This is a genomic window from Acinetobacter kookii (genome assembly GCF_900096895.1).
GTDB classification, from domain to species: domain Bacteria; phylum Pseudomonadota; class Gammaproteobacteria; order Pseudomonadales; family Moraxellaceae; genus Acinetobacter; species Acinetobacter kookii.
On record NZ_FMYO01000006.1, the window covers coordinates 25,541 to 51,758 of the forward strand.

The window sequence follows — 26,218 nt, forward strand, 5'->3', positions numbered from 1 at the left end:
CATAGGCTTAAACTATGGTTGCATAGTTTTTAGGTCTGCCACATTTCATAATCTGACGTGCAGCATCAGTACAGGATCAGGCTGCGCAATCTGGTTTATAGGTATGGTGAGTTATGGAATTGCGTCATTTAAGATATTTTGTCAGCGTGGTCCAGCAAGGCAGTTTCACCAAGGCGGCCGAAAAAATGTTTACTGCACAGCCTTCATTAAGCCAGCAGATTAAAGACTTGGAAGAAGAAGTTGGCGTGTTACTGTTTGACCGCTCTGCTAAAAAAATCCGTCTGACCGATGAAGGGGAAGCCTTTTTACCTTATGCACAGCATGCGCTGGAAAATGCCCAGCTCGCTATCGCCGCTGCACGTCAGGTCGCCTACAATAAAAACAACCAGATTTATATCGGCTTTTTAAATGTGGCAGAACTGAAGGTCATGCCGTTAATTCTGGACAAACTCAAGCAGCAAATTCCAGATCTGCACATTCATGTACAAAGCCTGACCTGCCTTGAACAGATTCAGCGCCTAAAGAATGCTGAGCTCGACCTGACCTTTACCCGTTACGCCGTGCAGCATGATGATTATGAAAACCTGTGCTTACTGACTGAAAAAATTTATGTCGTGGCGGCAGAGAAACTCCATCCCTCCAAACATCAGATTAACCGTGAGTACCTGAGAAAACAGAACATCATCATGTGTGAGCAAAGTGCTTCGCCGGTATTTTATGAAAAAATCAATCAACAATTGCAGCTTAAACATCTACCGCATCATCAGATGCACTGGGTGACCAATGTCCTGCAACATATCAATATGATTAATATGGGATTGGGCTTTACTTTCGTTCCGGAATATCTGCTGAAATTTCTCAGCGATCATGTGCAAGTGATTGCGACCGATTTTGAACTTCCAACCTTGCAGCTGTATGCCAGTTTTAGAAAAAATTCAAAAAATGCCGCACTGCAGTTTATTACCCAAGAACTAAAGATACAAACTCAGTTGAGCTGATGTCGCAGCCTACATTTAACCCATAATAAAAAAGTATCCATACGGATACTTTTTTATGACGATTTTTACTTCAAATAATCACTAAAGCAAAGTGAGAAAAATTCCGGCAAAAATCATGAGGCCTACCCAGCGGTTATGACGGAATGCCCAAAAACAGCGCTGCGGATCACGGTCATGGGTTTTGCTCCATTGATAGATAAAATCTGCAGCAACGCATAGCAATGCGATTAAACCAAATGGCATTAACAGACTTTCCAGATATAGGGCACTGCCAATCAATACAAGGCTGAGGACTTGCAATAAAGAAATAATTTCAATGTCATATTTGCCAAATAAAATCGCTGTGGATTTTACCCCGATCTTTAAATCATATTCACGGTCGGTAATGGCATATTGGGTATCATAAGCCACGGTCCAGGCCAGATTACCAAAGTACAAAAGCCAGCAGGTTAAATCCGGTGTCTGCCCCACCGCCGTATAGGCCATTGGAATGGACCAGGAAAATGCCGCTCCCAAAAATACCTGTGGCAAGTGGGTATAGCGTTTCATAAACGGATAAATAAACGCCAGGAATAATGCCCCAAATGACCAGTAAAAGGTTTCTATCGGCAAGAAAAACAGCATGCAGGCACTGGCAGCAACCAGAGCCAAAAATACATATATCGCTTCTTGAGCACTGATTATTCCGGTCGCCAGTGGACGGGTTTTGGTCCGTTCCACATGGGCATCGACTTTACGGTCAGCAAAATCATTAATGGCACAACCTGCCGCCCGCATAAAAATGGTACCCAAAATCATGGGAATCAAAATGCTGATGGATGGCATACCCTGATTGGCAATCCATAACGCCCACATGGTGGGCCAAAACACCAGTTCCGTACCAATCGGCTTATCAAAACGACAGAGATAATAATAAGCTTCCAGGCGTTCACGCCAGGTAATTTGATGCGCAGTTGCCATGACAATCCTTAACCAGATTACTGTTTAATTTTTTGTTGAATAAATTGCTCAAATGCAGGTAAAAAAGTTTCCTGCACAATAAATTTACAACCATGCCAAGTATAGCAACTTTGCCGTGTCCAGCCATCTTCCAGCAGAATGACACGACGCTGACATATAGGGTTTGTGCGTTGAAATAAAAACCATCCGATCGGTTTTTTACCAATATGCTTAAAAAGGCGTGCCCGACGCTGCAAGCTTAGGATTGGAAAAATGCTTTTCGCTTTGACCCACGGCTCTGCATCACAACCATATAAATAGCTTTCACGTACCCAGGAGGTATGCTGATGCGGCATGTTCATCCAGCGGCTATCCACCCGGCTTAAACGTTGATAATGCTCTTGAATGGGCTGGACCTTGAATACCCCACCCGCCAAATCGGTTAATTGTTGTGTCAGTGAACCTGAAGCATATAACCAGGGCTTTAATGCAGGTAAAACAATTGAATTTTGATTTGCGTATGCACGCAGTTCACGCATAACCATAAAGCTCTTAAAAATATGAAAATTTATACACAGTTTAAATGATCTTCAGAAGACTTGAGTTTACTTGTTATCATTTAATTTAAAATGAAATTTTGGTTTAACAGTTGTCTGTTTTGGCAATGACTTCAAATTTTCCCTGCGGAGTCTTAATTAAAATCATGCCTTCGGCACTTAAATAAAAGCTTTCAGGATAAGTATAATCCAGAGCCAATTCAGGATTTTTAAGACCGACAAACTCAGCCTGCTTATAACCCTCCACAGTACGGCCTACTTCCAGATATTCCACAGTCGAGAAATTCATTTTAAATCCCTTGTCATGATCAAGCGGATCAATCCAAGGATAAAAGCTGGTCTGTTTTTTACGTGGCTTTGCCATAAATGGAGGACTCTTGTTAATCTCAACCCCCATCATACAAAAAACCCGCGACAAGCGCGGGTTTTTCTTGAACCTAAATTCGAATATGAATTACAGGCTGTAGTACATGTCGAATTCAACTGGGTGAGTAGTCGTGTTCAGACGACGTACTTCTTCAGTTTTAAGTTCGATATAGGCATCCAGCATTTCTTTAGTGAACACGCCACCTTTAAGCAGGTAATCGTGATCCGCTGCAAGAGCTTCAAGCGCCATATCCAGGCTGTGAGCCACTGTAGGGATTTTAGCTTCTTCTTCAGGAGGAAGATCGTACAGGTTCTTGTCTGCAGCTTCACCTGGATGAATCTTGTTTTGAATACCGTCAAGACCAGCCATCAACAATGCCGCGAAACCTAAGTACGGGTTCATCATTGGATCTGGGAAACGTGCTTCAATACGCTTGCCTTTAGGGCTAGATACGTAAGGAATACGGATAGAAGCTGAACGGTTGCGTGCTGAGTAAGCAAGCATGATCGGTGCTTCGAAATGTGGTACTAAACGCTTGTACGAGTTAGTAGACGGGTTAGTGATCGCATTCAATGAACGAGCGTGCTTGATGATACCACCGATGAAGTACAATGCCATTTCAGAAAGGCCTGCATATTCATCACCAGCAAACAGGTTCTTGCCATCTTTAGAGATTGACATGTGAACGTGCATACCAGAACCGTTATCACCTACCATTGGTTTAGGCATGAAAGTCGCAGTTTTAGCGTATTGGTGAGCAACGTTCCAAACCGCATATTTGAACTGTTGTACTTCGTCAGCTTTACGAACCATCGTGTTGAAGCTCACACCAATTTCTAACTGGCAAGATGCAACTTCGTGGTGATGTACTTCTACACGACCTGGACCCATGATGTCTTCAATACGTGCACACATATCAGCACGCATATCTTGTGAAGAATCTACAGGAGGAACTGGGAAGTAACCGCCTTTAACACGTGGACGGTGACCTGAGTTACCTGCTTCGTAATCTTTACCTGTTGACCAAGCAGCTTCTTCAGCGATCAATGTGTGGCGCGCGCCAGACATGTCGATGTCCCATTTTACTTCGTCAAATACGAAGAATTCTGGTTCTGGACCAAAGAATGCTGTATCACCAATACCAGTTGATTTCAGGTATTCTTCTGCACGGCGAGCAATTGAGCGTGGGTCACGTTCATAACCTTGACCAGTAGATGGCTCGATTACGTCACAAGTTACCACAACTGTAGCTTCAGCGAAGAACGGGTCAAGGAAACATGTTTCAGCGTCTGGACGCAAGATCATGTCAGAAGCTTCAATGCCTTTCCAACCAGCAATTGAAGAACCGTCAAACATTTTACCGTCTTCAAAAGTATCTTCGTCGATTGTATCTGCAGGGTAAGTTACGTGCTGCTCTTTACCCTTAGTATCAGTAAAGCGAAAATCGACCCATTTTGCGCCACTTTCTTGGATGAGTTGAAGGACCTTGTTCGCCATGCTCATTTTGCTCCGATGATTTTTTGTTGCACCTGCTAAGTGCGTGTTAGTAGTTGGTTTCTATAAAGCAATTCTCGTACCAACTTTAAAAAAGCAAAGCTAAAATACTGAATTCTTTATCAGAATAGAAGATTTGAGCCTTTTGCTTTGTTGCTATTATACTGTGTGTAAATCTAAATGCACCATATTCAAACACTCATAATCACATTTACTTGAAAAGTGGCTTTTAATGTATCAAATTGGTGCATGCTTACTGTCTCTAGCTTAAAAAGCTCCTGTTCTGGCTGCGGTTTGCCTGAATATCCATCAGTCCCGCTTAAAATAAATTCTTAATAATTTGTTTTCTGTCATGTTAATGATTTCATTATGGAATATTTTTGATATTGTCGCATTGAAGCCGAAAACCACTTAAACTCAAAATCAAACATATCTCATTATTATTCATATGTTTTTTATTTTCCAACTTTTAAACTGCAGATATTTCAGACTATCGACAGCATGAAATACTCTGCGCCATTTTGGTGACAACCCCTAAATCTGATTTTAAGTGATTTATGGTTTTTTATGAAGCCAAACTTCAATGAGGTAAAATTTAAGTAGCTTTCACTTACTTTTAGATGGTTTATTACCAAAATAAATTAAATCCTAAATATGAAGTGTTGAAAGTGATCTTTCATCTGTAGCCTATTTTCACAGTAGCCTTCCATGATTAAGCTTGTCTTGAATGAATTTTCTCCACCATAAAATGCAAATAAATCAGATTATTCTCATATAGTGATTTCTATAAAATCATTATCATGGAAATAGTTCAGCCGAAAATGTTTATTTTTTGCTATGATTATTCACACTCCATTTTTTAGCCATTTTGCTGCCTTTGGTTCAGGTTGGACCAAGCAGTGAAAATCTGAATCATGCGAGTATTCTTGGACTATTCGAGCACATATACGTGCGCAAATTTCAATAGGTTAGCTCATGCTTTTAATGATCGACAACTATGACTCTTTTACCTATAACATCGTGCAGTATTTTGGCGAGTTAAATCAGGAAGTAAAAGTAGTCCGTAATGATGCCGTGACATTGGAAGATATCGAGCGATGGCAACCGAAATATCTCGTCATTGGTCCCGGCCCGTGTTCACCAAGCGAAGCAGGCATTTCCATTCCTGCAATCCAGCACTTTGCCGGCAAAATTCCTTTACTAGGCGTGTGTTTGGGACATCAAAGTATTGGCCAAGCCTTTGGTGGAGATGTAATCCGCGCCAAAAAAGTCATGCATGGCCGCTTATCGGACATGTATCACAGTAACAAAGGAATTTTCAGCAATCTGCCTTCTCCATTTTCGGCAACGCGCTATCATTCCCTGGTAATTGATCAGGCAACCTTGCCGGAATGTCTGGAAGTCACCTGCTGGACCAATGAAGAAGATGGCTCCATGGAAGAAATCATGGGCGTGAAACACAAGACATTGCCTGTCGAAGGCGTGCAGTTCCATCCGGAATCCATTCTGAGTGAACACGGTCACCAAATCTTCAAAAACTTTTTAGAAATTTACGTATAACGAGTGCTACAAAGACTATGAATATTCAACAAGCTTTAAATAACATCACTAAAAATATCGAACTCACTCAACCGCAAATGGAAGAAGTGATGCGTACCATCATGCAAGGTGAAGCAACCGATGCACAGATTGGTGCCTTGATGATGGGACTGCGCTTAAAAGGCGAAAGTATTGATGAAATTACTGCCGCTGCTCGTGTCATGCGTGAGTTTGCCATCAAAATTGATGTCAGTGACTTACCTCACCTGGTTGATATTGTAGGTACGGGTGGCGACGGCCAAAACCTGTTTAACGTGTCTACTGCATCAAGTTTTGTCATTGCAGCGGCAGGTGCAACCATTGCCAAACATGGCGGCCGCGGTGTGTCATCTAAGTCCGGTTCTTCTGACCTGCTTGAACAGGCAGGCATCAACCTTGACCTGAATATGCAGCAAACTGAACGCTGTATCCGTGAAATGGGGGTCGGTTTCCTGTTTGCACCCAATCATCACAAAGCCATGAAATACGCTGCTGGTCCACGTAAAGAACTCGGCTTCCGTAGTATTTTCAACCTGCTTGGTCCGCTGACCAATCCGGCCGGAGTGAAACGTTTTGTAATTGGCGTATTCTCGACTGAACTTTGCCGTCCCATGGCTGAAGTACTCAAACAGCTAGGGGCAGAACATGTGATGGTAGTGCATTCTAAAGATGGTCTGGATGAAATCAGCCTGGCCTCTTCCACTTATGTGGCTGAACTGAAAGACGGTGAAATTACCGAATGGGAAATTCAACCCGAAGCCGTCGATATTGAATCGCAAACATTGACTGGCCTTTCTGTAGATAGCGCAGCTGAAAGCCTGACTTTGATTAAAGACGCTTTAGGCAAGAAAAAATCTGCCCTGGGTGAAAAAGCGGCCAATATGGTGGCACTGAACGCCGGTGCAGGCATCTACGTTTCAGGTTTGACCAATAGCTATAAACAAGGTGTCGCATTGGCACATGACATTATTTATGGCGGGCAAGCTTTAGAAAAGATGGGCATTTTGTCTGAATACACAAAAACGTTAAAAGAATACGAAGCTTAAGACAGTAGGACAAAGATCATGGTAGATATCGCAAATACAATTTTAGGTAAAATTGTGGATCGCAAACAGCAAGAATTTGCTGCTCGTCTTAAGCAACACAGCTATAAAGATGTAGAAGAACTGGCTCAGGCGGCAACACCTGTGCGTGGTTTTGCACAATCTTTACAAAGTAAACGCCCGGGTGTGATCGCTGAAATCAAGAAAGCCTCTCCATCGAAAGGCGTGATTCGTGAAAATTTCAATCCTGCCGAGATTGCCCAGCAGTATGAACAGGCAGGTGCTGCTTGCCTGTCTGTACTGACAGATGTGGACTTTTTCCAGGGTGCGGACGAAAATATTCGGATTGCCCGTTCGCACTGTGCCCTGCCGGCATTACGCAAGGACTTCCTGATTGACCCGTATGGCGTGATTGAAGCCCGTGCCCTGCATGCAGACTGTATTCTTTTAATTGTGGCGTGCCTGTCTGACCAGCAACTGGAAGAAATGTCTAAAACTGCATTCGAGCACAATCTGGATGTACTGGTTGAAGTGCATGATGAAGATGAGCTGGAACGTGCTTTACGACTTTCAGAACGTTGTTTGCTGGGCGTGAATAACCGCAATTTAAAAACTTTTGATGTCGACTTGAACACATCATTGCGTTTAAAGAAATTGCTTGAGCCTTCACGCTTATTGGTGACTGAAAGCGGCATTGCCACACCAGATGATGTCCACATGATGCAAGAACATGATATTCATGCCTTCCTTGTGGGTGAAAGTTTTATGAAACAGCCTCGTCCAGATCATGCCTTTACTGCATTGTTTGGTCAGCCTGTAACGATTGAATGAATATTAGAGATTATGAGTAAACATGATTCTTCGCTTTCGAAAGATCAGTACAATTTACTGAAATCTTTTAAAAAGCAAATCACTCATCCGCATTCCTCGAATATTGCGAAGCAGCCTGCGCCTGTGCAAAAGGCTGCTGAACAAGAGCAGGAAGATGACTTCGCACTTTTTCAAAAGCAAATGCAAGGTGTCAAGAAAATGGACACCAGCAACATTGCCAAACTTGAAAAAGCCTCAAAGAAAAAACCGGATGCACAAACCTTAGCGAAACGTGCAGCTGCGACCGGCCCTATGCAAACCGATGCGACCGAACTGTCCGATACCCAAGCCATGCTGAATCCCGTGGCCAGCCAGGCCACATTAAGCTATCGCATTGCAACGTTGCAACACAAAGTCTTTGAAGATTTAAAAGCAGGCAACCTGCGCTGGTTTGAGGCGGTTGACTTGCATGGCTGTACTGTAGAAGAAGCACGTGTTGCGGTACTGCAAATTATTCAAATGGCCAAAGATGAAAATCAGAACGTGATTAAGATTGTGCACGGCAAAGGTCCGGAAGCGATTTTAAAAACCTATGTCAACGGTTGGCTGCGCCAGCACCGTGATGTTTTGGCCTTTGTCAGTGCGCCTGAAAAGCAAGGCGGCACAGGTGCGGTTTTGGTTCTGCTCAAACGAAGCGAAAAGAACCCAAAATTCAAACAGTAATCGGAATTTTTCACTAAAACAGGGCATTGTAGCGGTTTTCTGCTACAATGCCGTCCTTGTTCAATATCAGTGTAAGTGAACACGTCTTATGTCTATGCAGCAATCCTATGCCAACATTTTAACTGCCGTTGGTGAAGATCTTAATCGTCCTGGTCTAAAAGATACGCCAATGCGTGCTGCTAAAGCTTTTTCGTATTTAACGTCTGGATATAGCAAAACTCTGGAAGAAGTGACCAATAGTGCAGTCTTCCCTTCTGACAACCGTGAAATGGTCCTAGTCAAAAATATCGAATTCTACTCACTCTGCGAACATCATTTACTGCCGTTCTATGGCCGTGTGCATATTGCCTATCTACCTGAAGGCCAGGTATTGGGTTTATCCAAATTTGCCCGTATTACTGAAATGTTTGCGCGCCGTTTGCAAATCCAGGAAAACCTGACCCAGCAAATTGCAGAAGCAGTGGCTGAAGTGACCAAAGCACGCGGTGTTGCGGTAATGATTGACTCTGCACATATGTGCATGATGATGCGCGGTGTAGGCAAACAGGAATCCACCACCCGTACCGTGTCTTTTGTGGGCGATTTTAAAACCAATAAAGAGGAACGTCGTGAATTTCTAGCGGCTGTACCTGAAAGCTATTAATTTCATGCTAAAAAAAGCCTCAAGATCTGTTGAGACTTTTTTATGTCAGCTTAGAGTCTATAAGACTTTAACGCACCTGATTGAAGTATATACATTTAAGGATCGCTCATGTCGCAACTTTGGTTAGCCGGACAAGGTTTAACGCAGGCTGAAAAATCAATTGATTACCCCCGCCCTGACCGTTTGGTGCAAGGTAATCCTCAACGTGAAACGTATAGCCTGTATGAACATCCCAATATGGACTGTGGCATCTGGCACTGTGAAGTGGGCTGCTGGAACATTCAGTTTGCCGACAACAAACAGGAATTCTTTCAAGTGATTGAAGGGGTGGTTCGTATCCACGACCAAGCGGCTGGAACTTATATTGAAGTGAGCGCCGGAAATGCCGGGATTATTCCGCCAGGCTTTGCGGGAAGCTTCGAAGTGGTTGAAGCCGTGAAAAAATACTACGTGATTGTCGAAGCCTGATTTTCACAGAATAGACATCCGCCTGAAATTTCCAAAAAACTCCCCAAACTTAAAGGAGTTTTTTATTCATCGATTTGATTTTTCCAGATTAAGCCTTAGCTGCCTGCTTGGTGACCTGAATGCAGTTTCGGCCATTGTTTTTTGCCGCATAAAGCGCTGCATCTGCCGCATCCAAGAAACGCTGATAGTCAGGATGACCATCATACAGTGCACAGCCAATACTGACGGTAAAATTAAAACTGATGCCCATACTGGTACGAATGGTGGTTTCCTGAATCCGGCTACGGACCTTTTCTGCAATCTCTTGTGCCCGAACCAGATCACTATCCACCAGCAGCAATAAAAACTCTTCTCCACCCACGCGGAAGGCATAATCACTGCCCTTAATGGAATCGAGCAGCACTTCACCAATAAACTTTAAAGCCGAATCACCGGCTGCATGGCCGAATTTGTCATTAATCCGTTTAAAGTAATCGGCATCTATGGCCAGCAAAGACAAAGGCGTATTATTTTTACGGGAAAAATTAATCTCCCGCGAAACAATGGTATGCAAATAGCGCCGATTGAGCAGTTGAGTGAGGGAATCACTGCCCGAGTCGATATAGTCAGCCACCTGAAACAGCTGATCGACCAGATGCTGAATCTCCCTGTTGTTTTCACGAATATGCTGGATGAGCTGAATGGCCTGCTCTCTTGCAGCTGCATTCAAAACTTGCTGGCTCAGCAGATCACTCTGGTGAATACGGTCAATAATGACCGAAACCTGCTCAGACCCGGTAAAGGCATAAGCGGCTTTATGGATAAACCATAAACCAAATTCAGATTTGGACAGCAAGGGATGCGTAAATTTCGGCTCATTCGAAAATACCTTAAACATCAGATCATTTTCCCAGTCCAATAACGAACTGCGCTGCTTGTCCTTTTGCGAGGCTACATCCTGCATGGCTGAAAATAAACGATAGGTATGTTTTATATCATTATTTTTTTCTAGATTGACTTCATAGGAGCGGCACATAATTTCCGAAGCAAAACCCAGTATCTGTACAATATACGCTGCAATCAGCAGACTGTTTTCTTGTACCTGCTCGGCCTGAAGCAAAAAGACTTTCTTTTCAATTTCACCGATGCCCCGCATAATCAGCCAGGATGGAATACCGATACGCGCATGCACTTTGCCGACCATCAGCTGCTTTTCGACAATCTCGATAAAGTTCTGCTGTAGCGGCACATTAAAACAATCGATTAACCATTGATTCAACGTGGTTTTTAAACGGTTTTGCACCATATCATCGGATAAGAAATAGGAGGCTTCCTTTTCCTGCATGATATTTTTATAAAACTCATAGACCAGTGTTTGGGAATGCGCTTGGATAAATTGAAAGGTGTCATTTAAATCAGTTGTTGAAAAGCTCTGACAAACCGACTTCCATTGTGCAGCAAGCGTGGCAATGCTTTCAGTATTCATACTATTGATTCCAGCACCTTGAGAATATGAGGGAGATTTTTAGGTGAATAATATAACAAATTTTTACAAAATAACGTTGTGAACTATTCGATGTTTTTCATAAATAGTGAGAAAAAATAAATTTCTTATAAGCTACTAAAAAAACCGTACATATCCCAGACTGGTTTTCATCCAGTCCGTATGGTCTTGTTGCTGGTATTGCCAACTGAAACGAATCGCATTTTGATGATTCAGGACATATTGCAGGTGGCTATCCAGTTTAAGCTGCCATTGCTTCGAATCTTGCCAATAAGGTAATTCAACTTGTATTAAGCTATTGATTTTATCTGACCAGATATTCTGGCAGCCTATGGTAGGTCCCATCCCGACACGCCAGCCCTGCTCTAACGCCTTGCCAGCCTGTATATGGTTTTGCAGCTGCATATAGCACACATGCTCACGCTCCGGGTCTGCATAGCTATAGCCCATCTGAACCTGTAAATGGGCAAGGCCATGCTGCTCATGCTCACTGAATCGGCCATTTTGAGCTAGCGCTTCCTGCTTCCAGCCCAGGTTAAAACCCCAGCTGAGTGGCGTTTTAAATGGCGTTATCGGGTTATAGGAATTCACATTCAGAAAATCAAAGTGCTCCAGTTTCAACTTATCATCACGATACTGGATTGAGCCCTGCCAAAAAAGCAACTGTGTTCCGGTCCTAAAGCCCCCTTGCGGATCAATCAGGTCATGATAAGCCTGACGATGTCCCAGCTCGACGAACTTCTTACCCTGCACCTCACCCAGATTGACCGAAAAATGACGGGCATCATGCGCTTGAGTGGGGTCTACTTTAGGGCGTTGCGGTTGCTGGCGCTGTTTTTCCAGATCTATTTCACTACGCATACTCAATAGCTGGCGCAAGCGTGGCTGGGCAAAACCTGGTTCAACTTTACGTCCAATCAATTGCAGATATAAATCGTCATAGGCCATTTCTAAAATCTTGGCTTTATCGAAGTCGTTATAAGATTCTATGTGCTTAGACATCTCTACTGTTGCAGTAAAAGCGACTTGATGCGCCACTTGAGCCAGCTTTTTACCATGCTGTCTGGCTTGCGCTAAGAGCTGGGTTTCCAAAGCGGGCCGGTAAACTGTCTCTTTCACCAAACCTTGCCGCTCTATGGCCTTAATGGTTTCCACCGGAATGGCTGCAACTTTAAACTGTTGTTTTAAATTCAGCTGTGGACGAACCAGGTCAATTAAACCCAATAAGCGATAGGCACAGTTATCACCCACAAAGTAATAAGGGAAACTGACATGTTTCATTTCCCAGATATGCTGCACTAAAAACCGGGTTTCATCGGGGGTCAAGCTGAGTTCATATTCCCACAAATCACGGCTTTCCAGATCGCCATATTCTTTTACCTTGCGGTAATAAGGCATTAAGGAATATTCACCCGGATACTGCCCGGTCAGGCCATTCCATGCAAAAGCCCAGCCTTCGCCATTGGTGACTGTTGCCGCATAATTCACGGCATAGGACACTAAATTGAGCTGTTTTTGATCTTTAGGGTCCAGACGCAACAAGGTATGTCCAAACATGGAACTGGGATTGCCCATAAAGTCGGTGGCATAGATGAGGGTGGCTTTATAGGGCTTGATCTGTCCAATCCAGCCGTCCAGTTCCGGACAAGTGACTTCTGGTAATTGTTGTGCTGAAAGATTGAGTTGCTGCATTAACCACTGACTGCGTGCTGGAAAACGGCAACGTACTGATTGATTCGGCGCTGCGGGTTGAAACAAGGCCTGGATATTAGCATGTAATTCCTGCTTTAAATCTGCCTTCCCGCCGTTTGATAAAAAATAACCTGCATAGCTGACTTCACTTTGTCCTTTTTTATCGGCATACATCAGTCTTTGCCAAGTGATGTCCTGGTCTAGTTGTTGTTGATCTGCACGTTCTATGTGGGGCTGAGCGATATAAGCCTGAGCAGTTTGAACAGTCGTTGCTGAATAGGCAATGGTGGAAGAGGTTAAAGCAAAAACGAACGCAAGTGATTTCATGCAAATTGAGTATTTATCTTTTATTCAAGAAGAAAGGTAAAATAAGAAAAACCCCGTCAAACTGACAGGGTTTTGGGACATTCAATTATACGTAGGCTTTCAGCACTTCATCTTTAGCCATCACTGCTTGTAAAGAAGCAAGTACCTGAAGTGAATCGTGATTTTCTGCAGAATAAATTTGAGCAAAATTCTGTTTAGAAACCGCAAAGAAACGGGCTTTGTCTTGCGCTTTAATGTTTAAAAGTTCAGCCAGTACATTTAGGCTTTCCCCCTCACCTACCGCCATGTCACGTGCTAAAGATTCAGCATTTTCATTGGTAAAAGTCACCGCTTGAGCCGTCACCGTACCTGTACCGCTACACCCCAGCGTACCAAAAGTAATACCGAATAATTGGTTGGCGAAAAGGCCATTGGTCGTTGCAGCAAGAATTTTAGGCACCTTACCGGATTGACCTGCCCAGACTTGAGAACCGATACCACAACCTGCATCTCGATCTGCAAATGCCGCGGTAGAACCAAGTGCAACCACTGCAGCTAAAGCTAATTTTTTCAACATGGTTATTCTCCAAATTTATTATTCAAGCGTTCTAATTCTTCACAGTTGTGTAAATTTTATTACACCTCTGTAAGATAGCTGCAACTTTCTGATAACGCAAAGCAATTTCTACTAAAGTTATTCTTCAACATACAAGCCATTGAAATTATTTGGTTTTTAAAGTCCATACCCCATCTTTGCTGCGATTACCCAGTATTTTTAGCACCAAAACCAGACTCAAAAGCAGCAGCAAATACCAGGAACCCATCTTGCCCCAACCGACCATATGCCAAGTCTCGACCTGACTGGGATAGAGCCAGATTTTATTAAAGGTACTGATATTTTCCGCAATCCAGATAATAAACGCCAATACAATCAATACGGCTAACATCGGTAACTGAATCTGATGTTGCTGTAACTGGAAGCGAATTTTGGTTTTCCAGAAAATGATCACACTCCAGGCGAAAAGCAACAGGCGGATATCGGGAACAAAAAACTTGCTCATGAAGTTGATATAGGACAGCACCGCCAAAGCCAGCATGTTGCTAAAACCCGGCAATTTCTCAAATGACACCTGATACAACCTGAGTGAACGTGCAAAAAAACTGCCTACCGCCGAATACATAAAGCCTGCAAATAAAGGAACCGTCAGTATTTTAAACACCGCCGGCTGTGGATATTGCCAGGATGCGATTTGCGGATGGGTCAGAAAAATTTCCATGCCCATGGCCAAAATATGGAACAAGGCAATAACCTTGGCTTCGGCCCAGGATTCCAGTTTTAAATACAGCAAACAGGCCTGAATGATTAAGGCATAGAACAATAAGTAATCATACCGGAAAAAGCCGTAAAACTCCTGGCTCCCCATAGATGCACTAAGTGCAAAAGCAATCAGCAGCAATATCCCAAATAAGGCAGCCGAAGCTGCCTTAAATGAGAACTCAAAACATGATTTAAAAAAACTGATCAAGGTTGAATCCTAAAAACTGAGTGAACTCACATCTATTTATAAATATTTGGCGCTATATTCATGCACCGTATCAATAAACACTTTAGGATTCGCAGGATCAACCCACTGGGTAATACCATGGCCCAGGTTGGCCACATAACCGGTTTTCTCGCCATGCGCATAAGCATCATCCAGCATGGCTTTGGTGGCTTTTTCAATCGATGCTGGCGTGCCATATAAGGTGGCCGGATCGAGGTTACCCTGTAATGCAGCACGACCATTCACGGTTTGGCGGGCGACATTCAAAGGCGTGGTCCAGTCCAGTCCAAACGCGTCTGCACCAGTGGCCACCATAGGCTCAAGCCACTGGCCGCCGCCTTTGGTGAATAAAATAACCGGAACTTTACGCCCGTCTTTTTCACGTTTTAAACCGGCAACAATTTTTTGCATGTAATTCAGTGAAAATTCGATATATTCACGATGTGCCAGCGCACCACCCCAGCTGTCAAAAATCTGTACCGCCTGCGCCCCGGCATCAATTTGCGCATTTAAATAATCAATCACAGCAATCGCCAAGCGGTCCAGCAAAGCGTGCAACACTTCCGGCTGGGCATACATCATCTGTTTGGTGTAACGGAAATCCTTGCTTGAACCGCCTTCCACCATATACGTAGCCAGTGTCCACGGACTCCCTGAAAAACCGATTAATGGCACTTGTCCACCCAATGCCGAACGAATGGTGCTTACAGCATTCATCACATAATCAAGGTCGGATTTGGCATTAAAATTGGGCAAACTGGCAACATCTTGCTCCGTGCGGATGGTTTTATGAAACTTTGGACCTTCCCCGGCTTCAAAATATAGCCCCAGCCCCAAAGCATCGGGCACGGTTAAAATGTCTGAAAACAGAATGGCTGCGTCCAAATCATAACGACGCAAAGGTTGTAAGGTCACTTCACAGGCAAAATCGTTGTTTTTGCACAGGGAAAGGAAATCGCCTGCTTTGGCACGTGTTTCACGATATTCAGGCAAATAACGTCCTGCTTGACGCATCATCCAAACTGGTGTGGTATCTACCGGCTCACGCAATAAGGCCCGCAGAAAACGATCGTTTTTTAGCGTCGTCATTTACTTTCCCATCTCATTTTTAATCTTCGAACCATCATAACAAAAAGGTCGAAAATTTAGTAACTTCTCTTACAGCTAAAAATCGATCACGTTAAATGTAAAATAATTTTTACACAAAACAAATACTGCATCTCCTCATTTTTTCTGCAATACTTGCGTAGTTTTGTCACATAGTTAATGAATAATTCTTAAGGTTGAATTACATGTACGTTCGCACATTACTCGCCATGAGTTTAAGTTGCATTTTTGCAGGTACAGCATTTGCCGCATCTACTGCTGAACAACCATTAAATCCTAAAAAGATTACCAATATTGCAGTTCAAGATCCGATTGATCCACTTGCAACCGATGCAGCATCTGGTGCGGCCAGCACTGCGAATACGCAGATTACACCACAAGAACAAAATGACCTGAACAAGGCTTCAGAAACCCTGCAAGATCTTCAAAATACGGAAGATGAGAATGCTGCGATTGGCGCTGCACCGACAACAAAAACACTGAGCACGCCAAGCGGTACCACTTCTGCTGCTGCGAAAGCGTCCTGGACCCTGGAAGGTTTAAATAACGCTGAATGGTATGACAATATTGGCAAGGGTCAATTTCCTGTTTATGCACGTGCACATGTGATGCTGAACAATGCCCATGCTTCTCCGGGTGCGATTGATGGTGCAAGCGGTAAAAATACCCTTAAAGCCATTGCCTCATTCCAGCAAATTAACGGCATTAAACCAACCGGTATTTTAACTCAGGAAACCTGGGATGCTTTGATAGCTCGCCAAGGTTCCAAACCTGCATTTATTGAATATACGATTACCGATGCTGACCTGAAAGGTCCTTATGCACAAACCATTCCGCACGATTATGCCTTGCAAGCCAAAATGAAAGGCCTGTATTACACACGCGTAACGGAAATGCTGGGTGAAAAATTCCATATGGATGAAGACTTTTTGAAAAAGTTGAATCCTAAAGCCACTTTCAAAAAGGCTGGTGAAAAAATCATTGTGGCCAATATCCGCAATGAAGTTCCGGAAGATATTCATCTAATCGTTGCGCATAAAGGTGCAAAACAACTGTACTTGTTTAATAGCCGCAACCAGATGATTGGATCATTCCCTGCCACGATTGGTAGTTCAGATACCCCATCTCCTACAGGTACCTATAAAATTACCGGTGTAGCGCCAAATCCATGGTACAGCTATTCACCAAGTAACTTTATTCAAGGTAAAAATACTAAACCACTTTCTTTACCGCCTGGTCCGAATGGCCCTGTAGGAAATATCTGGATTGGTTTAAGCAAAAAATCCTTTGGTATTCACGGTACGCCAAACCCGTCAGCCATTTCCAAAACCGCATCGCATGGTTGTATCCGCTTGACCAACTGGGATGCCAATGACTTGGGCAAGAAAGTCAAATCAGGTGTAACGGTTAAATTCCTGGAATAATTCCTGTACGCTGCATCAAGAAAAGCCTGCATCCATTGCGGGCTTTTTTATAACCTGCTGCCTGAACAGTAAAGCCATCTTCAACAAGCATCGTTTCAAAAATAGAATGATTTGTTGCCATTTTATAATTTCTATGTCATTTTCAAACCATTAAAATAAGCCCATGTTTAAAAATAATGATAGGAGCATCATGATGAATGCTTTTTTACATCCAAGTGACAACCGTGGTCATGTCAAAATGGGCTGGCTTGAATCTAAACACAGCTTCTCGTTTGGCAGCTGGTACAACCCAAAACTCATGGGTGTGAGTGCCCTGCGCGTGATTAATGATGACCTGATTGCAGCGCATAACGGTTTTGGTACCCATCCTCATGACAATATGGAAATTTTGACCTGTGTGCTTGAGGGAACGATTTCTCATAAAGACAGCATGGGAAATGAAGGTGGAATTTCTGCCGGTGAATGGCAGCTGATGAGCGCCGGAACAGGGGTTCAGCACAGTGAAATTAACCAGGGTGATGAGCCTGTTCATTTATTGCAGATCTGGATTATTCCAAATGAACGCAATGCAGAACCAAACTATCAACAAATCAAATGTGATCCGCGTGAACAGCCGAATCAATGGCATTTGATTGTTGGCCCCAACGAAAATGCACCAATGCATATTCGTCAGCAAGCCGAAGTAAAAACTGCGGTGATTCAGCAAGGTCAAAGTTTGCCTATTGAAGCGACTCAACATATCAATTATGTGCATGTGATTTCAGGTGCAGTCAAAATTGCAGAGCATACTGTAGAAGCTGGGGGTGCTATTGCCTTTATAGAGGCAAGTCAGATTGAAGCGTTGCAAGATGCACAAGTCATCTGGTTTGATTTGCCTGAATTGCAAGGTTAAAGCTATCGATCAATCCCGGTCCGAGATGATTATTGCTAAATAGTCATCTCGATATATTCAATTAAAATCAATCATTTATTTAATTTAAACCAGTAATTATACCCTCTCGTTCTAATTTATAGAAAATACAAATCCAACCAATCAGCAGCACTTTTTTACCCAAATCCACTGCTTTTTAGGCGATTATTAAGCTTATCTTTTTTATGCAATTACCCGATAAAAAGTCACTTCAGTCAGTCAGGACTCGTCTGACCATCCTATCTCAAAAGCTTAAACAGGATCAAAAAACCTTGAAATTGGTTTTTAATAATCAGAAGAGAAAATCCATATGAACCAGATTTTGAATGTCGATACAGCTCAACAGCAGGCTTTGCTTTTTTTATTAGATTTTTTAAAACAGCGAGACTACCAGTTTACCGCCATTACCCCACTTTCCCATCAACGTATTCTGAGCCGGAAAAGACAGGAAAAAAACACTGCAATTACGCTTCGGGACATATTCGGCTGGAATTTGGCATTTGCCGAAACTTATCTCGAGCCGGTGCTTTTCGAAATTCTGAAAGACAATCAGCTTATCCATTTTCAGGATCATCAATGGCTGAGTGATGTACGTGTTGCTTCGCTCGATCGTGAATTATTCATTCATTCCAGTTTCCCGACCGTTCAGCAGGATTCTGTATTTTTTGGTCCCGACACTTACCGCTTTGAGTATCATCTCAAACAATATTTGGCAGCTCGTCCTCACTCATTTAAACGTGCTGTGGAATTGTGCTGTGGTACTTCGGTCGCTGCCATTAGCATGGCCAAACATTATCCAGACTTTAGTGAAATAATCGTCTCGGATCTTAATCCGAAAGCGTTGTTGTATAGTCAAATCAATGCAGGTTTTGCAGGTTTAGAGAATATTTATCCGGTTTGCAGTAATTTATTTGCCCATTTAGATGGCCAATTCGATTTTATTTTTGCCAATCCCCCTTATTTAATGGATGCAGATCAGCGCCAATATCGACATGGTGGTGATCAACTCGATGGTAATGAACTCGCCTTCAATATTGTAAAAGAAGGCATTCAACGACTAAATCCCCAAGGCTGTTTATTTTTATATACCGGGGTTGCTATAAGAGCAGATGGCAATCGATTTTTAGAACACTTAAAGCAGCTTATGACTGCTTATTCCAATATGAACTGGTGTTATGAAGAAATTGATCCCGATGTTTTTGGCGAAGAATTGGAGCAACCCGCTTATCAACATATAGAAAGAATTGCTTTGGCTTTGGTGAAATTAAAAAATACAGTTGAGCTTAAATAGGAAATTACTTTTCGAATATAGGAACAATTAACAGATATAAATGAGTCAAGCTAGCTGTGAGAATCATTAACCATCTTGAAATAACTTCATTGTTAGTGCTCAACGGCTTTGTTGCACAAACCTACCGATAAGGTCTTATTCCACAATATAATTCTGAAATGAATAAGTCAGCACCTAAAATTTATCGTACAACGAATTGGCCCTCTTATAATCGTGCTTTAGTAAATAGAGGAAATATCTCAATTTGGTTTGATCCTAGTACTCAGTGGTATGAACACCCACAGGGTAAACAAGGTCGAAATCAAACTTATTCCGATGCAGCTATTCAATGTTGTCTCATGATCAAATCACTATTTCGACTCTCTTTACGCATGGTCACAGGATTTGTTCAGAGCCTTATTAAACTCTGTGGTTTCGATTGGACCGCACCAGATTATTCCACCCTCTGTAGAAGACAAAAGCATATTAATATTGCGATTAGCTATCAGAAAAGCAGTGATGGACTGCATCTACTCATCGATTCCACTGGCCTGAAATTTTTAGGTGAAGGTGAATGGAAACGTAAGAAACATCAGCCTGAATATCGTCGTCAATGGCGTAAGCTTCACATAGGTATTGATGCTAAAACCCTGCAAATACGGGCGGTTCAGCTCACTACAAATAATGTCAGTGATTCACAGGTACTTGATGATTTAATTAATCAAATTCTACGAGAGGAGAAGATTGATTCTGTTTATGCAGATGGAGCTTATGACACAAAATACTGCCGACAAATAATTGTAGGTCGACAAGCACATGCAGTGATTCCACCCAGAAAAAATGCAAAGCCTTGGAAAGATAAAAAGTTTCATTCACTTGAGAGAAATGAATTGCTTCGAACAATTAAGCGTTTAGGTAGGACAATATGGAAAAACTGGTCGGGGTATCATCGTCGAAGTTTGGTTGAGACTAAAATGCACTGTATTAAATTATTAGGAGATAAATTATCAGCAAAGCATTTTTCAAGTCAGGTAAATGAGATACATGCGAGAATTGCAGTTCTGAATAAATTTACGGAATTAGGCCGACCCCACACCCACGTTGTAACTTAAATTTGAATAGAATAGGCGGCTAGGTTTAATTTTTAAATCTTTGTGCAACAAAGCCCTTTAATTCCAATTTCATAGTTTTTTCCTAAAACTGGACTTAGAAGCTTATCATTTATATCTTTTGCACTTTGTGGTTTAAAAATATCTGATCAGTAACGATTTTACGCTAAACAAGGTTGTTACAATATTCACTTTATCAATTAATTTTCACGTTTATATTTCAATGTATAGGCTATACATTATTCAATTATATCTTTTAATGATCAATAGAAAGCCTAGTTTCAAACACATTCTTCCAGACACAAACAAATATGATCAAAATAGAGTTATTATTCTATAAAATAATAAAATCAATTACTTAAATCATATTTTATTTTAATAAAAATACAAATGTGTATTAAAAATAACCATTACTTACATTTTTTTGATTACAAAATATAATGAGTAAATTGCTTCCCATTTCATACATTTTTCATATATAAAAAGACATACTATTTTTAAGGTTTTTCTAAACCAATTTTTTTACTTCATAATTTTTAACATCATAATTAAAGGTGAACCATGCAAAATAAGAAGCGCACCCCATTAGACGCGCAACAGTCCCATCTTTGGATTATTGGTGGTGGTATCGCAGGTATGGCTGCTGCTGCATTTGCAATCCGTGATGCCAAAGTCCCTGCCAAAAATATCCATATTTTAGAAGAACTCGATATTTCAGGTGGTTCGATGGATGGTGGACATACACCGCATGCCGCGCAAGCTTGGGTAACACGTGGTGGGCGAATGCTGACCGATGAAACTTATTTGTGCCTATGGGACTTATTTTCCAGTATTCCATCTTTGGAAAATCCAGACATTTCGGTGCGTGAAGAATGTCGTGAGTTTAATGAAAAAGTGCAAACCCACGCCAATGCACGGTTGATTGATGCCGAACATGTCATTGCGGATGCAGCAAAGCTTGGTCTGAATACGCTACATCGTGCACAGATGCTGCGCCTATTAGCTTCAAAAGAAGAAAAAATTGGCAGTCGCCGCATTGATGAGTTTTTTGATGAAACCTTTTTTGAAACCAATTTCTGGCGCATGTGGCGCACGACTTTCGCTTTTCAAAAATGGCACAGTGCAGCAGAGTTAAGACGCTATTTCTTGCGTTTTATTCAAGAATTGCCACGCATTCATACCTTAGCGGGTGTGAAACGTACCAAGTACAACCAATATGACTCGATGATTCTGCCCCTACAGCGTTGGTTAGTCGCACAAGGCGTCGATGTGCGTTTTGGACACTATGTCACAGATGCAGACTTCATTACCAATGCTGAAACTCAAGAACGCTACGCTTCACGCCTATATGTACAATTGCCTGAAGGCTCAGAGCAAATTAATCTGAAAGCCAATGATTTAGCTATTTTCACTTTAGGCTCTATTACAGCAGACTCACGTTATGGCGGTAATCATGACGTGCCTGCCCTTATTCGTCATCGAGAAGATCATGGCTGGACGCTTTGGGAAACGCTGGCACAAAAAGCCCCAGACTTTGGCCGTCCAATGACTTTTTATGGCAATGTCGATGAACATAAGTGGGAGTCTTTCACTCTGACCATGAAAGATGACGTGCTACTTAAACGTATTATTGACTATACAGGCAATGAACCAGGCACAGGCGCACTCATGACTTGGTATGAGTCGGGTTGGCATTTATCCATCGTGGTTCCTGCACAGCCACACTTTGCCGACTTACCTGAAGGTTTATATACCTTATGGGGCTACGGTTTCCAAATTGACCATATAGGCGATTACATCAAAAAACCAATGTCCGAAGCCACGGGGCAAGAAATCCTAACAGAACTGATTAAACAGCTCGGTTTTGACGACATTTTAGATCATGTTTTGGCAACGACGGATGTTACTACCGCCATGATGCCATACGCCTCTGCCCTATTCGCCTGCCGTAAACCGGGGGATCGTCCACAGGTAATTCCACAAGGCTCACAAAACTTTGCTTTCCTTGGACAGTTTGTGGAAATTGAAGATGACGTGGTCTTTACTGTGGAATATTCAGTTCGTGGGGCGATGCTTGCCATTTATGAATTTTTTGGGGTGGAACGTGAAATCCCTGAAATTTACAACGGTCTACTTGATCCCAAAGTGGGTTTAAAAGCTTTAGAAACAGTGTTCCACTAAGTTTTTAATATATAGCGATAAGAGCACCTTTATGTCGCCACTATTACATAGTTTAATTTAAGCAACGTTTGGATACACGAGTGTGGCAGGGATGCCACACGTTATCCATCATAATAGGGATGTTATGTATGGGTAACAAAGGCTTTTGCTTTCTTTTGGCTTATCAAAAGTAAGGGTATTGCCTACACAAACACCTTTTATACTTTATTAAAAAGTTGAGGCGGTGTACGTACCTAATTTTAAATCACATAAACAGGAAAATTATATAAAACTTTATACGTCATTAGTAGACGTCTTTCATAAATCATTTTTCACTCAACTCCAAGTTATAGATTCCAGTAATTAAACTGAATCTCAAACCCAGTCTTTTACCTCTATTTCGGTAACGTCCAGCAAGGATTTTAAAGGTCTTCAGGCGACCAAATACATGCTCGATCCCGATTCTTCTTTTGTTGATTTCCTGATTATAGATTTTGAGTTCAGGATCCAGTTTACAGCGTCTTTTGGCTTTTAACGGCAATAGGCTATTAGGATACACAGCATAAATTCCCTGGTAGCCTTTATCTGCAAGGATAAAAGCTCCTGAAGGAATCTGCTTTAAATTACGTTTGAATAGCTCAAAATCATGCACCGTACCGCGATCAGTGCATAAACTCAGAATTTGCTGAGTTTTATAATGGATGATGGCATGTACTGTACTTTAAAGGTATGCGTCTTTTTCTTGCCACTATAGCTTTTCTTCTGTTTTTTTAGGCCTTTGAATTGGAATTTCTGTGGCATCCACGATCACCACATTCCAGTCTATGCCTTCGCCTTCGGGCAAATTCTTCGGTAAATTAAACAGCTTGGACTGAATCAGGCAATCTTCAACATGACGTACAATTCTTGAGGCTGTGGGCTCTGAAATACCGTAACTTGTAGCAATGTGAAATAAGGTTCGGTATTCCCGCCAATAGCTCAGACAGAGCAGAACCTGATCCTCCACACTTAACTTGGGTGGTCTGCCTTTAGCTGGAACATGCTTCTGCAATTGCTCAACCATTAAATAAAAGGTTGACCATGAGATGCCCGTATATCGCTTAAACTGTTTTTCAGAAAGCTTCTTTGAATCAATGTATTTCATCCGCAGATTATGCACGAATGCTAAGAAAATTAGAGTACAAATATCAATCAAAAAGGTGCTCGTTTTTTGATTTATGAAAGAGATCTATTTACCTATTATCCAAACCTGTCTGAATTATTCTTATTTTGATTATTCCAATCCAAAATTTTATGTGGGTTATAATGTGGGACAAAAGCACAGGTAAGAAAAAAGCCCTTGCAAATACAAGGGCTTAATTCGAAATTTGGCGGAAGCGGTGAGATTCGAACTCACGGAGGACTCGCACCCTCGTCGGTTTTCAAGACCGGTGCATTAAACCGCTCTGCCACGCTTCCATGTGCGCCATAATACGGATGTTTTTAAAAACTGACAAGTAAAAATTACAACCAAACCATTCAAATGAATATTGTTTCACCAAATGAACTTTAAAAATTATAATTTAGCTGCCAATTCAGCACCTTCACGAATTGCACGCTTTGCGTCAAGCTCTGCCGCCAGTTTTGCACCGCCAATAATATGGTAATTTGCCAGGGTAAATTCATCTTCAGTTGGCATAATCTCCTTCACTGACTCCTGCCCTGCACACACCACTACGGTATCCACACGTAACAGCTGGTCATAGCCATTGGTTTTAATCCATAAGCCCTCATCTGTAATGGATTGATATTGCACTCCGCGCAGCATTTTTACTGCATGCTTTTTCAATTGTGCACGATGTACCCAACCTGTGGTCTTGCCTAATCCAATCCCCAGCGGTGTCGTTTTGCGTTGCAAGAGATAAATTTCACGTACCGGATGAGCCACTTCAGCAGCTTGCAGGCCACCTTCAGAAATATAATTCGGATTAGGGTCAATGCCCCACTCCCGCTGCCAGTCCGCCAAGGGTTGCGGCTGTGGCTGATGTTCAGGCTTTAATAAAAACTCGGACACATCAAAACCAATACCACCGGCACCAATCACCGCCACCCGATTGCCAACAGCAGCTCCACGTAATACTTCTGCATAAGACAACACTTGCGGTGCCTGACTGCCTGCTATTTTTAATGCACGAGGGATTACTCCCGTTGCCACCACAACTTCATCAAAACCCTCACGTTCCAGTTGTTCACGGTTGACTCTGGTATTTAAGCGCAGTTCTACACCAGTTCTTTCAATCTGAACTTTAAAATAACGGATGGTTTCATGAAACTCTTCTTTACCCGGTACCACTTTGGCCAGATTGAATTGCCCGCCCACTTCATGGCTTGCTTCAAATAATGTGACTTTATGACCACGACTGGCAGCCACTGTTGCAGCCGACATGCCTGCCACACCACCACCGACAACGGCGATTTTTTTCGGTGCTTTGGTTTTTACATACACCAGTTCTGTTTCATAAGCCGCGCGTGGATTGACCAGACAGGTTGCACGCTTATTTTTAAAGGTGTGGTCCAGGCAAGCCTGATTACAGGCAATACAGGTATTGATTTCATCTACCCGATTGGTGGCAGTTTTGCTGACCCAGAAGGCATCTGCCAACAATGGTCGTGCCATCTGCACCATATCTGCTTTTCCAGCCGCCAAAATTTCTTCGGCCGTTTCAGGCATGTTAATCCGGTTGGAGGCAATCACAGGAATAGCCACATGCTTTTTCACTTCGGCCGTATAGTCAGCAAACGCTGCACGTGGCACTGAAGTGACAATGGTCGGAATACGGGCTTCATGCCAGCCAATTCCGGTATTCAGCAAGGTAACTCCGGATTTTTCCAAAGCCTGTGCCACCGTAATCACTTCCTGCATGGTGTTGCCATCATGTACTAAATCGAGCATGGACAAACGGAAACAGATAATAAATTTTTCACCGACTTTTTCACGAATAGCTTTAACAATCTCTATGGCAAAACGCATGCGGTTTTCAATGTCGCCACCCCAGCGGTCGGTACGCTGATTGACATGACGGCTTAAAAACTGATTCAGCAAATAGCCTTCAGAACCCATAACTTCCACGCCATCATAGCCGGCTTTTTTGGCAATGCTAGCCGTGTGTGCATAATCTTCGATGGTCTCTAAAATCTGCTTTTCACTCATTTGACGCGGTTTAAATGGTGAAATTGGAGATTTAATCGGGCTGGCAGAAACCACAAAAGGCTGATAGCCATAACGGCCCGAATGCAAAATCTGCATCAAGATTTTTGCACCATGCTTATGTACGGCATGCGTCACCAAACGATGTGGCGCCACATCCGCCAAATTATTCATGGTACCGCCCGCCGGAAGCAACCAACCCTGACGGTTCGGTGAAATTCCCCCGGTAATAATCAGCCCTACGCCACCTTTTGCCCGTTCGCCAAAATATGCGGCCAATTTAGGATAATTATAAAAACGGTCTTCCAGACCGGTATGCATGGAACCCATCACGACACGGTTTTTAATGGTCGTAAAGCCCAAATGCAGCGGTTTTAATATATTTGCATAGCGAGTTGTCATGATG

25 protein-coding genes and 1 tRNA gene are annotated in these 26,218 nt (G+C 42.5%); 12 read left to right on the forward strand and 14 right to left on the reverse strand.

The features are described 5' to 3' along the window. Positions 1 to 113 precede the first annotated feature (113 nt). Positions 114 to 998, forward strand: coding sequence for a LysR family transcriptional regulator (locus BLP85_RS09645; RefSeq protein WP_092819885.1), 885 nt, complete (start codon positions 114 to 116; stop codon positions 996 to 998). A gap of 81 nt (positions 999 to 1,079) precedes the next feature. Here the strand turns inward: BLP85_RS09645 and ubiA are convergent, their stop codons facing one another. The 4 genes from ubiA to glnA form a co-directional block, all read right to left on the reverse strand. Beyond that, positions 1,080 to 1,958 carry a 4-hydroxybenzoate octaprenyltransferase gene (gene ubiA / locus BLP85_RS09650; RefSeq protein WP_092819886.1) on the reverse strand — a complete coding sequence of 293 codons (879 nt, stop codon included), beginning with the start codon at positions 1,956 to 1,958 and terminating at the stop codon, positions 1,080 to 1,082. Positions 1,959 to 1,975: 17 nt separating this feature from the next. Then, positions 1,976 to 2,476 carry a chorismate--pyruvate lyase family protein gene (locus BLP85_RS09655; protein WP_092819887.1) on the reverse strand — a complete coding sequence of 167 codons (501 nt, stop codon included), beginning with the start codon at positions 2,474 to 2,476 and terminating at the stop codon, positions 1,976 to 1,978. Positions 2,477 to 2,579: 103 nt separating this feature from the next. Beyond that, on the reverse strand, positions 2,580 to 2,858 hold the full coding sequence (locus BLP85_RS09660) for a hypothetical protein (protein WP_092819888.1): 279 nt from the start codon (positions 2,856 to 2,858) through the stop codon (positions 2,580 to 2,582). A gap of 90 nt (positions 2,859 to 2,948) precedes the next feature. Beyond that, positions 2,949 to 4,364 carry a type I glutamate--ammonia ligase gene (gene glnA, locus BLP85_RS09665; protein ID WP_171259693.1) on the reverse strand — a complete coding sequence of 472 codons (1,416 nt, stop codon included), beginning with the start codon at positions 4,362 to 4,364 and terminating at the stop codon, positions 2,949 to 2,951. A 966-nt stretch (positions 4,365 to 5,330) separates the two neighbouring features. On the opposite strand from glnA, the gene BLP85_RS09670 reads away from it, so the two are divergent. The 6 genes from BLP85_RS09670 (at position 5,331) to BLP85_RS09695 (ending at position 9,620) form a co-directional block, all read left to right on the forward strand. Further along, complete coding sequence (locus tag BLP85_RS09670) at positions 5,331 to 5,915, forward strand: anthranilate synthase component II (RefSeq protein ID WP_092819890.1); 585 nt, start codon at positions 5,331 to 5,333, stop codon at positions 5,913 to 5,915. A gap of 17 nt (positions 5,916 to 5,932) precedes the next feature. After that, positions 5,933 to 6,979, forward strand: a complete 1,047-nt coding sequence (gene trpD, locus BLP85_RS09675) for an anthranilate phosphoribosyltransferase (RefSeq protein ID WP_092819891.1) — start codon at positions 5,933 to 5,935, stop codon at positions 6,977 to 6,979. Between the two features lie 18 nt (positions 6,980 to 6,997). After that, positions 6,998 to 7,807: an indole-3-glycerol phosphate synthase TrpC gene (trpC, locus tag BLP85_RS09680; RefSeq protein WP_092819892.1), complete on the forward strand. Its 810-nt coding sequence runs from the start codon at positions 6,998 to 7,000 to the stop codon at positions 7,805 to 7,807. A 12-nt stretch (positions 7,808 to 7,819) separates the two neighbouring features. Then, positions 7,820 to 8,509: a Smr/MutS family protein gene (locus BLP85_RS09685; protein ID WP_092819893.1), complete on the forward strand. Its 690-nt coding sequence runs from the start codon at positions 7,820 to 7,822 to the stop codon at positions 8,507 to 8,509. A 94-nt stretch (positions 8,510 to 8,603) separates the two neighbouring features. Continuing rightward, a complete protein-coding gene (gene folE / locus BLP85_RS09690) occupies positions 8,604 to 9,152 on the forward strand; it encodes a GTP cyclohydrolase I FolE (RefSeq protein WP_171259699.1) in 549 nt (182 codons plus the stop codon). Positions 9,153 to 9,260: 108 nt separating this feature from the next. Next, positions 9,261 to 9,620 carry a cupin domain-containing protein gene (locus tag BLP85_RS09695; RefSeq protein WP_092819895.1) on the forward strand — a complete coding sequence of 120 codons (360 nt, stop codon included), beginning with the start codon at positions 9,261 to 9,263 and terminating at the stop codon, positions 9,618 to 9,620. 88 nt (positions 9,621 to 9,708) lie between these two features. On the opposite strand, the gene BLP85_RS09700 is transcribed toward BLP85_RS09695, so the two are convergent. The 5 genes from BLP85_RS09700 to hemE form a co-directional block, all read right to left on the reverse strand. Then, positions 9,709 to 11,085, reverse strand: coding sequence for a diguanylate cyclase (locus BLP85_RS09700; RefSeq protein ID WP_092819896.1), 1,377 nt, complete (start codon positions 11,083 to 11,085; stop codon positions 9,709 to 9,711). 135 nt (positions 11,086 to 11,220) lie between these two features. Then, positions 11,221 to 13,122, reverse strand: coding sequence for an Lnb N-terminal periplasmic domain-containing protein (locus BLP85_RS09705; RefSeq protein ID WP_092819897.1), 1,902 nt, complete (start codon positions 13,120 to 13,122; stop codon positions 11,221 to 11,223). Positions 13,123 to 13,207: 85 nt separating this feature from the next. Next, the gene (locus tag BLP85_RS09710) at positions 13,208 to 13,678 is read right to left on the reverse strand and encodes a DUF3015 family protein (RefSeq protein WP_092819898.1); all 471 of its coding nucleotides are present in this window, start codon (positions 13,676 to 13,678) and stop codon (positions 13,208 to 13,210) included. Between the two features lie 145 nt (positions 13,679 to 13,823). Beyond that, positions 13,824 to 14,624: a DUF817 family protein gene (locus tag BLP85_RS09715; protein WP_171259700.1), complete on the reverse strand. Its 801-nt coding sequence runs from the start codon at positions 14,622 to 14,624 to the stop codon at positions 13,824 to 13,826. Between the two features lie 39 nt (positions 14,625 to 14,663). Beyond that, on the reverse strand, positions 14,664 to 15,734 hold the full coding sequence (hemE, locus tag BLP85_RS09720) for a uroporphyrinogen decarboxylase (RefSeq protein ID WP_092819900.1): 1,071 nt from the start codon (positions 15,732 to 15,734) through the stop codon (positions 14,664 to 14,666). A 203-nt stretch (positions 15,735 to 15,937) separates the two neighbouring features. Here hemE and BLP85_RS09725 point away from each other — a divergent pair, with 203 nt between their 5' ends. Continuing rightward, positions 15,938 to 17,176 carry a L,D-transpeptidase family protein gene (locus BLP85_RS09725; RefSeq protein WP_092819901.1) on the forward strand — a complete coding sequence of 413 codons (1,239 nt, stop codon included), beginning with the start codon at positions 15,938 to 15,940 and terminating at the stop codon, positions 17,174 to 17,176. On the opposite strand, the gene BLP85_RS14960 is transcribed toward BLP85_RS09725, so the two are convergent. Further along, a complete protein-coding gene (locus BLP85_RS14960) occupies positions 17,160 to 17,297 on the reverse strand; it encodes a hypothetical protein (protein ID WP_171259694.1) in 138 nt (45 codons plus the stop codon). The genes BLP85_RS09725 and BLP85_RS14960 overlap by 17 nt on opposite strands. Positions 17,298 to 17,369: 72 nt before the next feature. Between BLP85_RS14960 and BLP85_RS09730 the strand changes: the two genes are divergently transcribed. The 4 genes from BLP85_RS09730 (at position 17,370) to BLP85_RS09745 (ending at position 22,646) form a co-directional block, all read left to right on the forward strand. Beyond that, a complete protein-coding gene (locus BLP85_RS09730) occupies positions 17,370 to 18,068 on the forward strand; it encodes a pirin family protein (protein ID WP_092819902.1) in 699 nt (232 codons plus the stop codon). Positions 18,069 to 18,396: 328 nt separating this feature from the next. Next, positions 18,397 to 19,377, forward strand: a complete 981-nt coding sequence (locus BLP85_RS09735; protein WP_092819903.1) for a methyltransferase — start codon at positions 18,397 to 18,399, stop codon at positions 19,375 to 19,377. A gap of 158 nt (positions 19,378 to 19,535) precedes the next feature. After that, a complete protein-coding gene (locus tag BLP85_RS09740; protein ID WP_092819904.1) occupies positions 19,536 to 20,468 on the forward strand; it encodes an IS5 family transposase in 933 nt (310 codons plus the stop codon). Between the two features lie 558 nt (positions 20,469 to 21,026). Then, positions 21,027 to 22,646, forward strand: a complete 1,620-nt coding sequence (locus BLP85_RS09745; RefSeq protein ID WP_092819905.1) for an oleate hydratase — start codon at positions 21,027 to 21,029, stop codon at positions 22,644 to 22,646. A 304-nt stretch (positions 22,647 to 22,950) separates the two neighbouring features. Here the strand turns inward: BLP85_RS09745 and BLP85_RS15000 are convergent, their stop codons facing one another. The 4 genes from BLP85_RS15000 to BLP85_RS09765 form a co-directional block, all read right to left on the reverse strand. After that, positions 22,951 to 23,331, reverse strand: a complete 381-nt coding sequence (locus BLP85_RS15000) for a transposase family protein (RefSeq protein ID WP_228143288.1) — start codon at positions 23,329 to 23,331, stop codon at positions 22,951 to 22,953. 42 nt (positions 23,332 to 23,373) lie between these two features. Continuing rightward, complete coding sequence (locus BLP85_RS09755) at positions 23,374 to 23,769, reverse strand: transposase family protein (RefSeq protein WP_092819906.1); 396 nt, start codon at positions 23,767 to 23,769, stop codon at positions 23,374 to 23,376. A gap of 224 nt (positions 23,770 to 23,993) precedes the next feature. Beyond that, positions 23,994 to 24,083, reverse strand: a tRNA-Ser gene (locus tag BLP85_RS09760). A gap of 97 nt (positions 24,084 to 24,180) precedes the next feature. Continuing rightward, a complete protein-coding gene (locus BLP85_RS09765) occupies positions 24,181 to 26,214 on the reverse strand; it encodes an NADPH-dependent 2,4-dienoyl-CoA reductase (RefSeq protein ID WP_092819907.1) in 2,034 nt (677 codons plus the stop codon). Between the last annotated feature and the right edge of the window lie 4 nt (positions 26,215 to 26,218).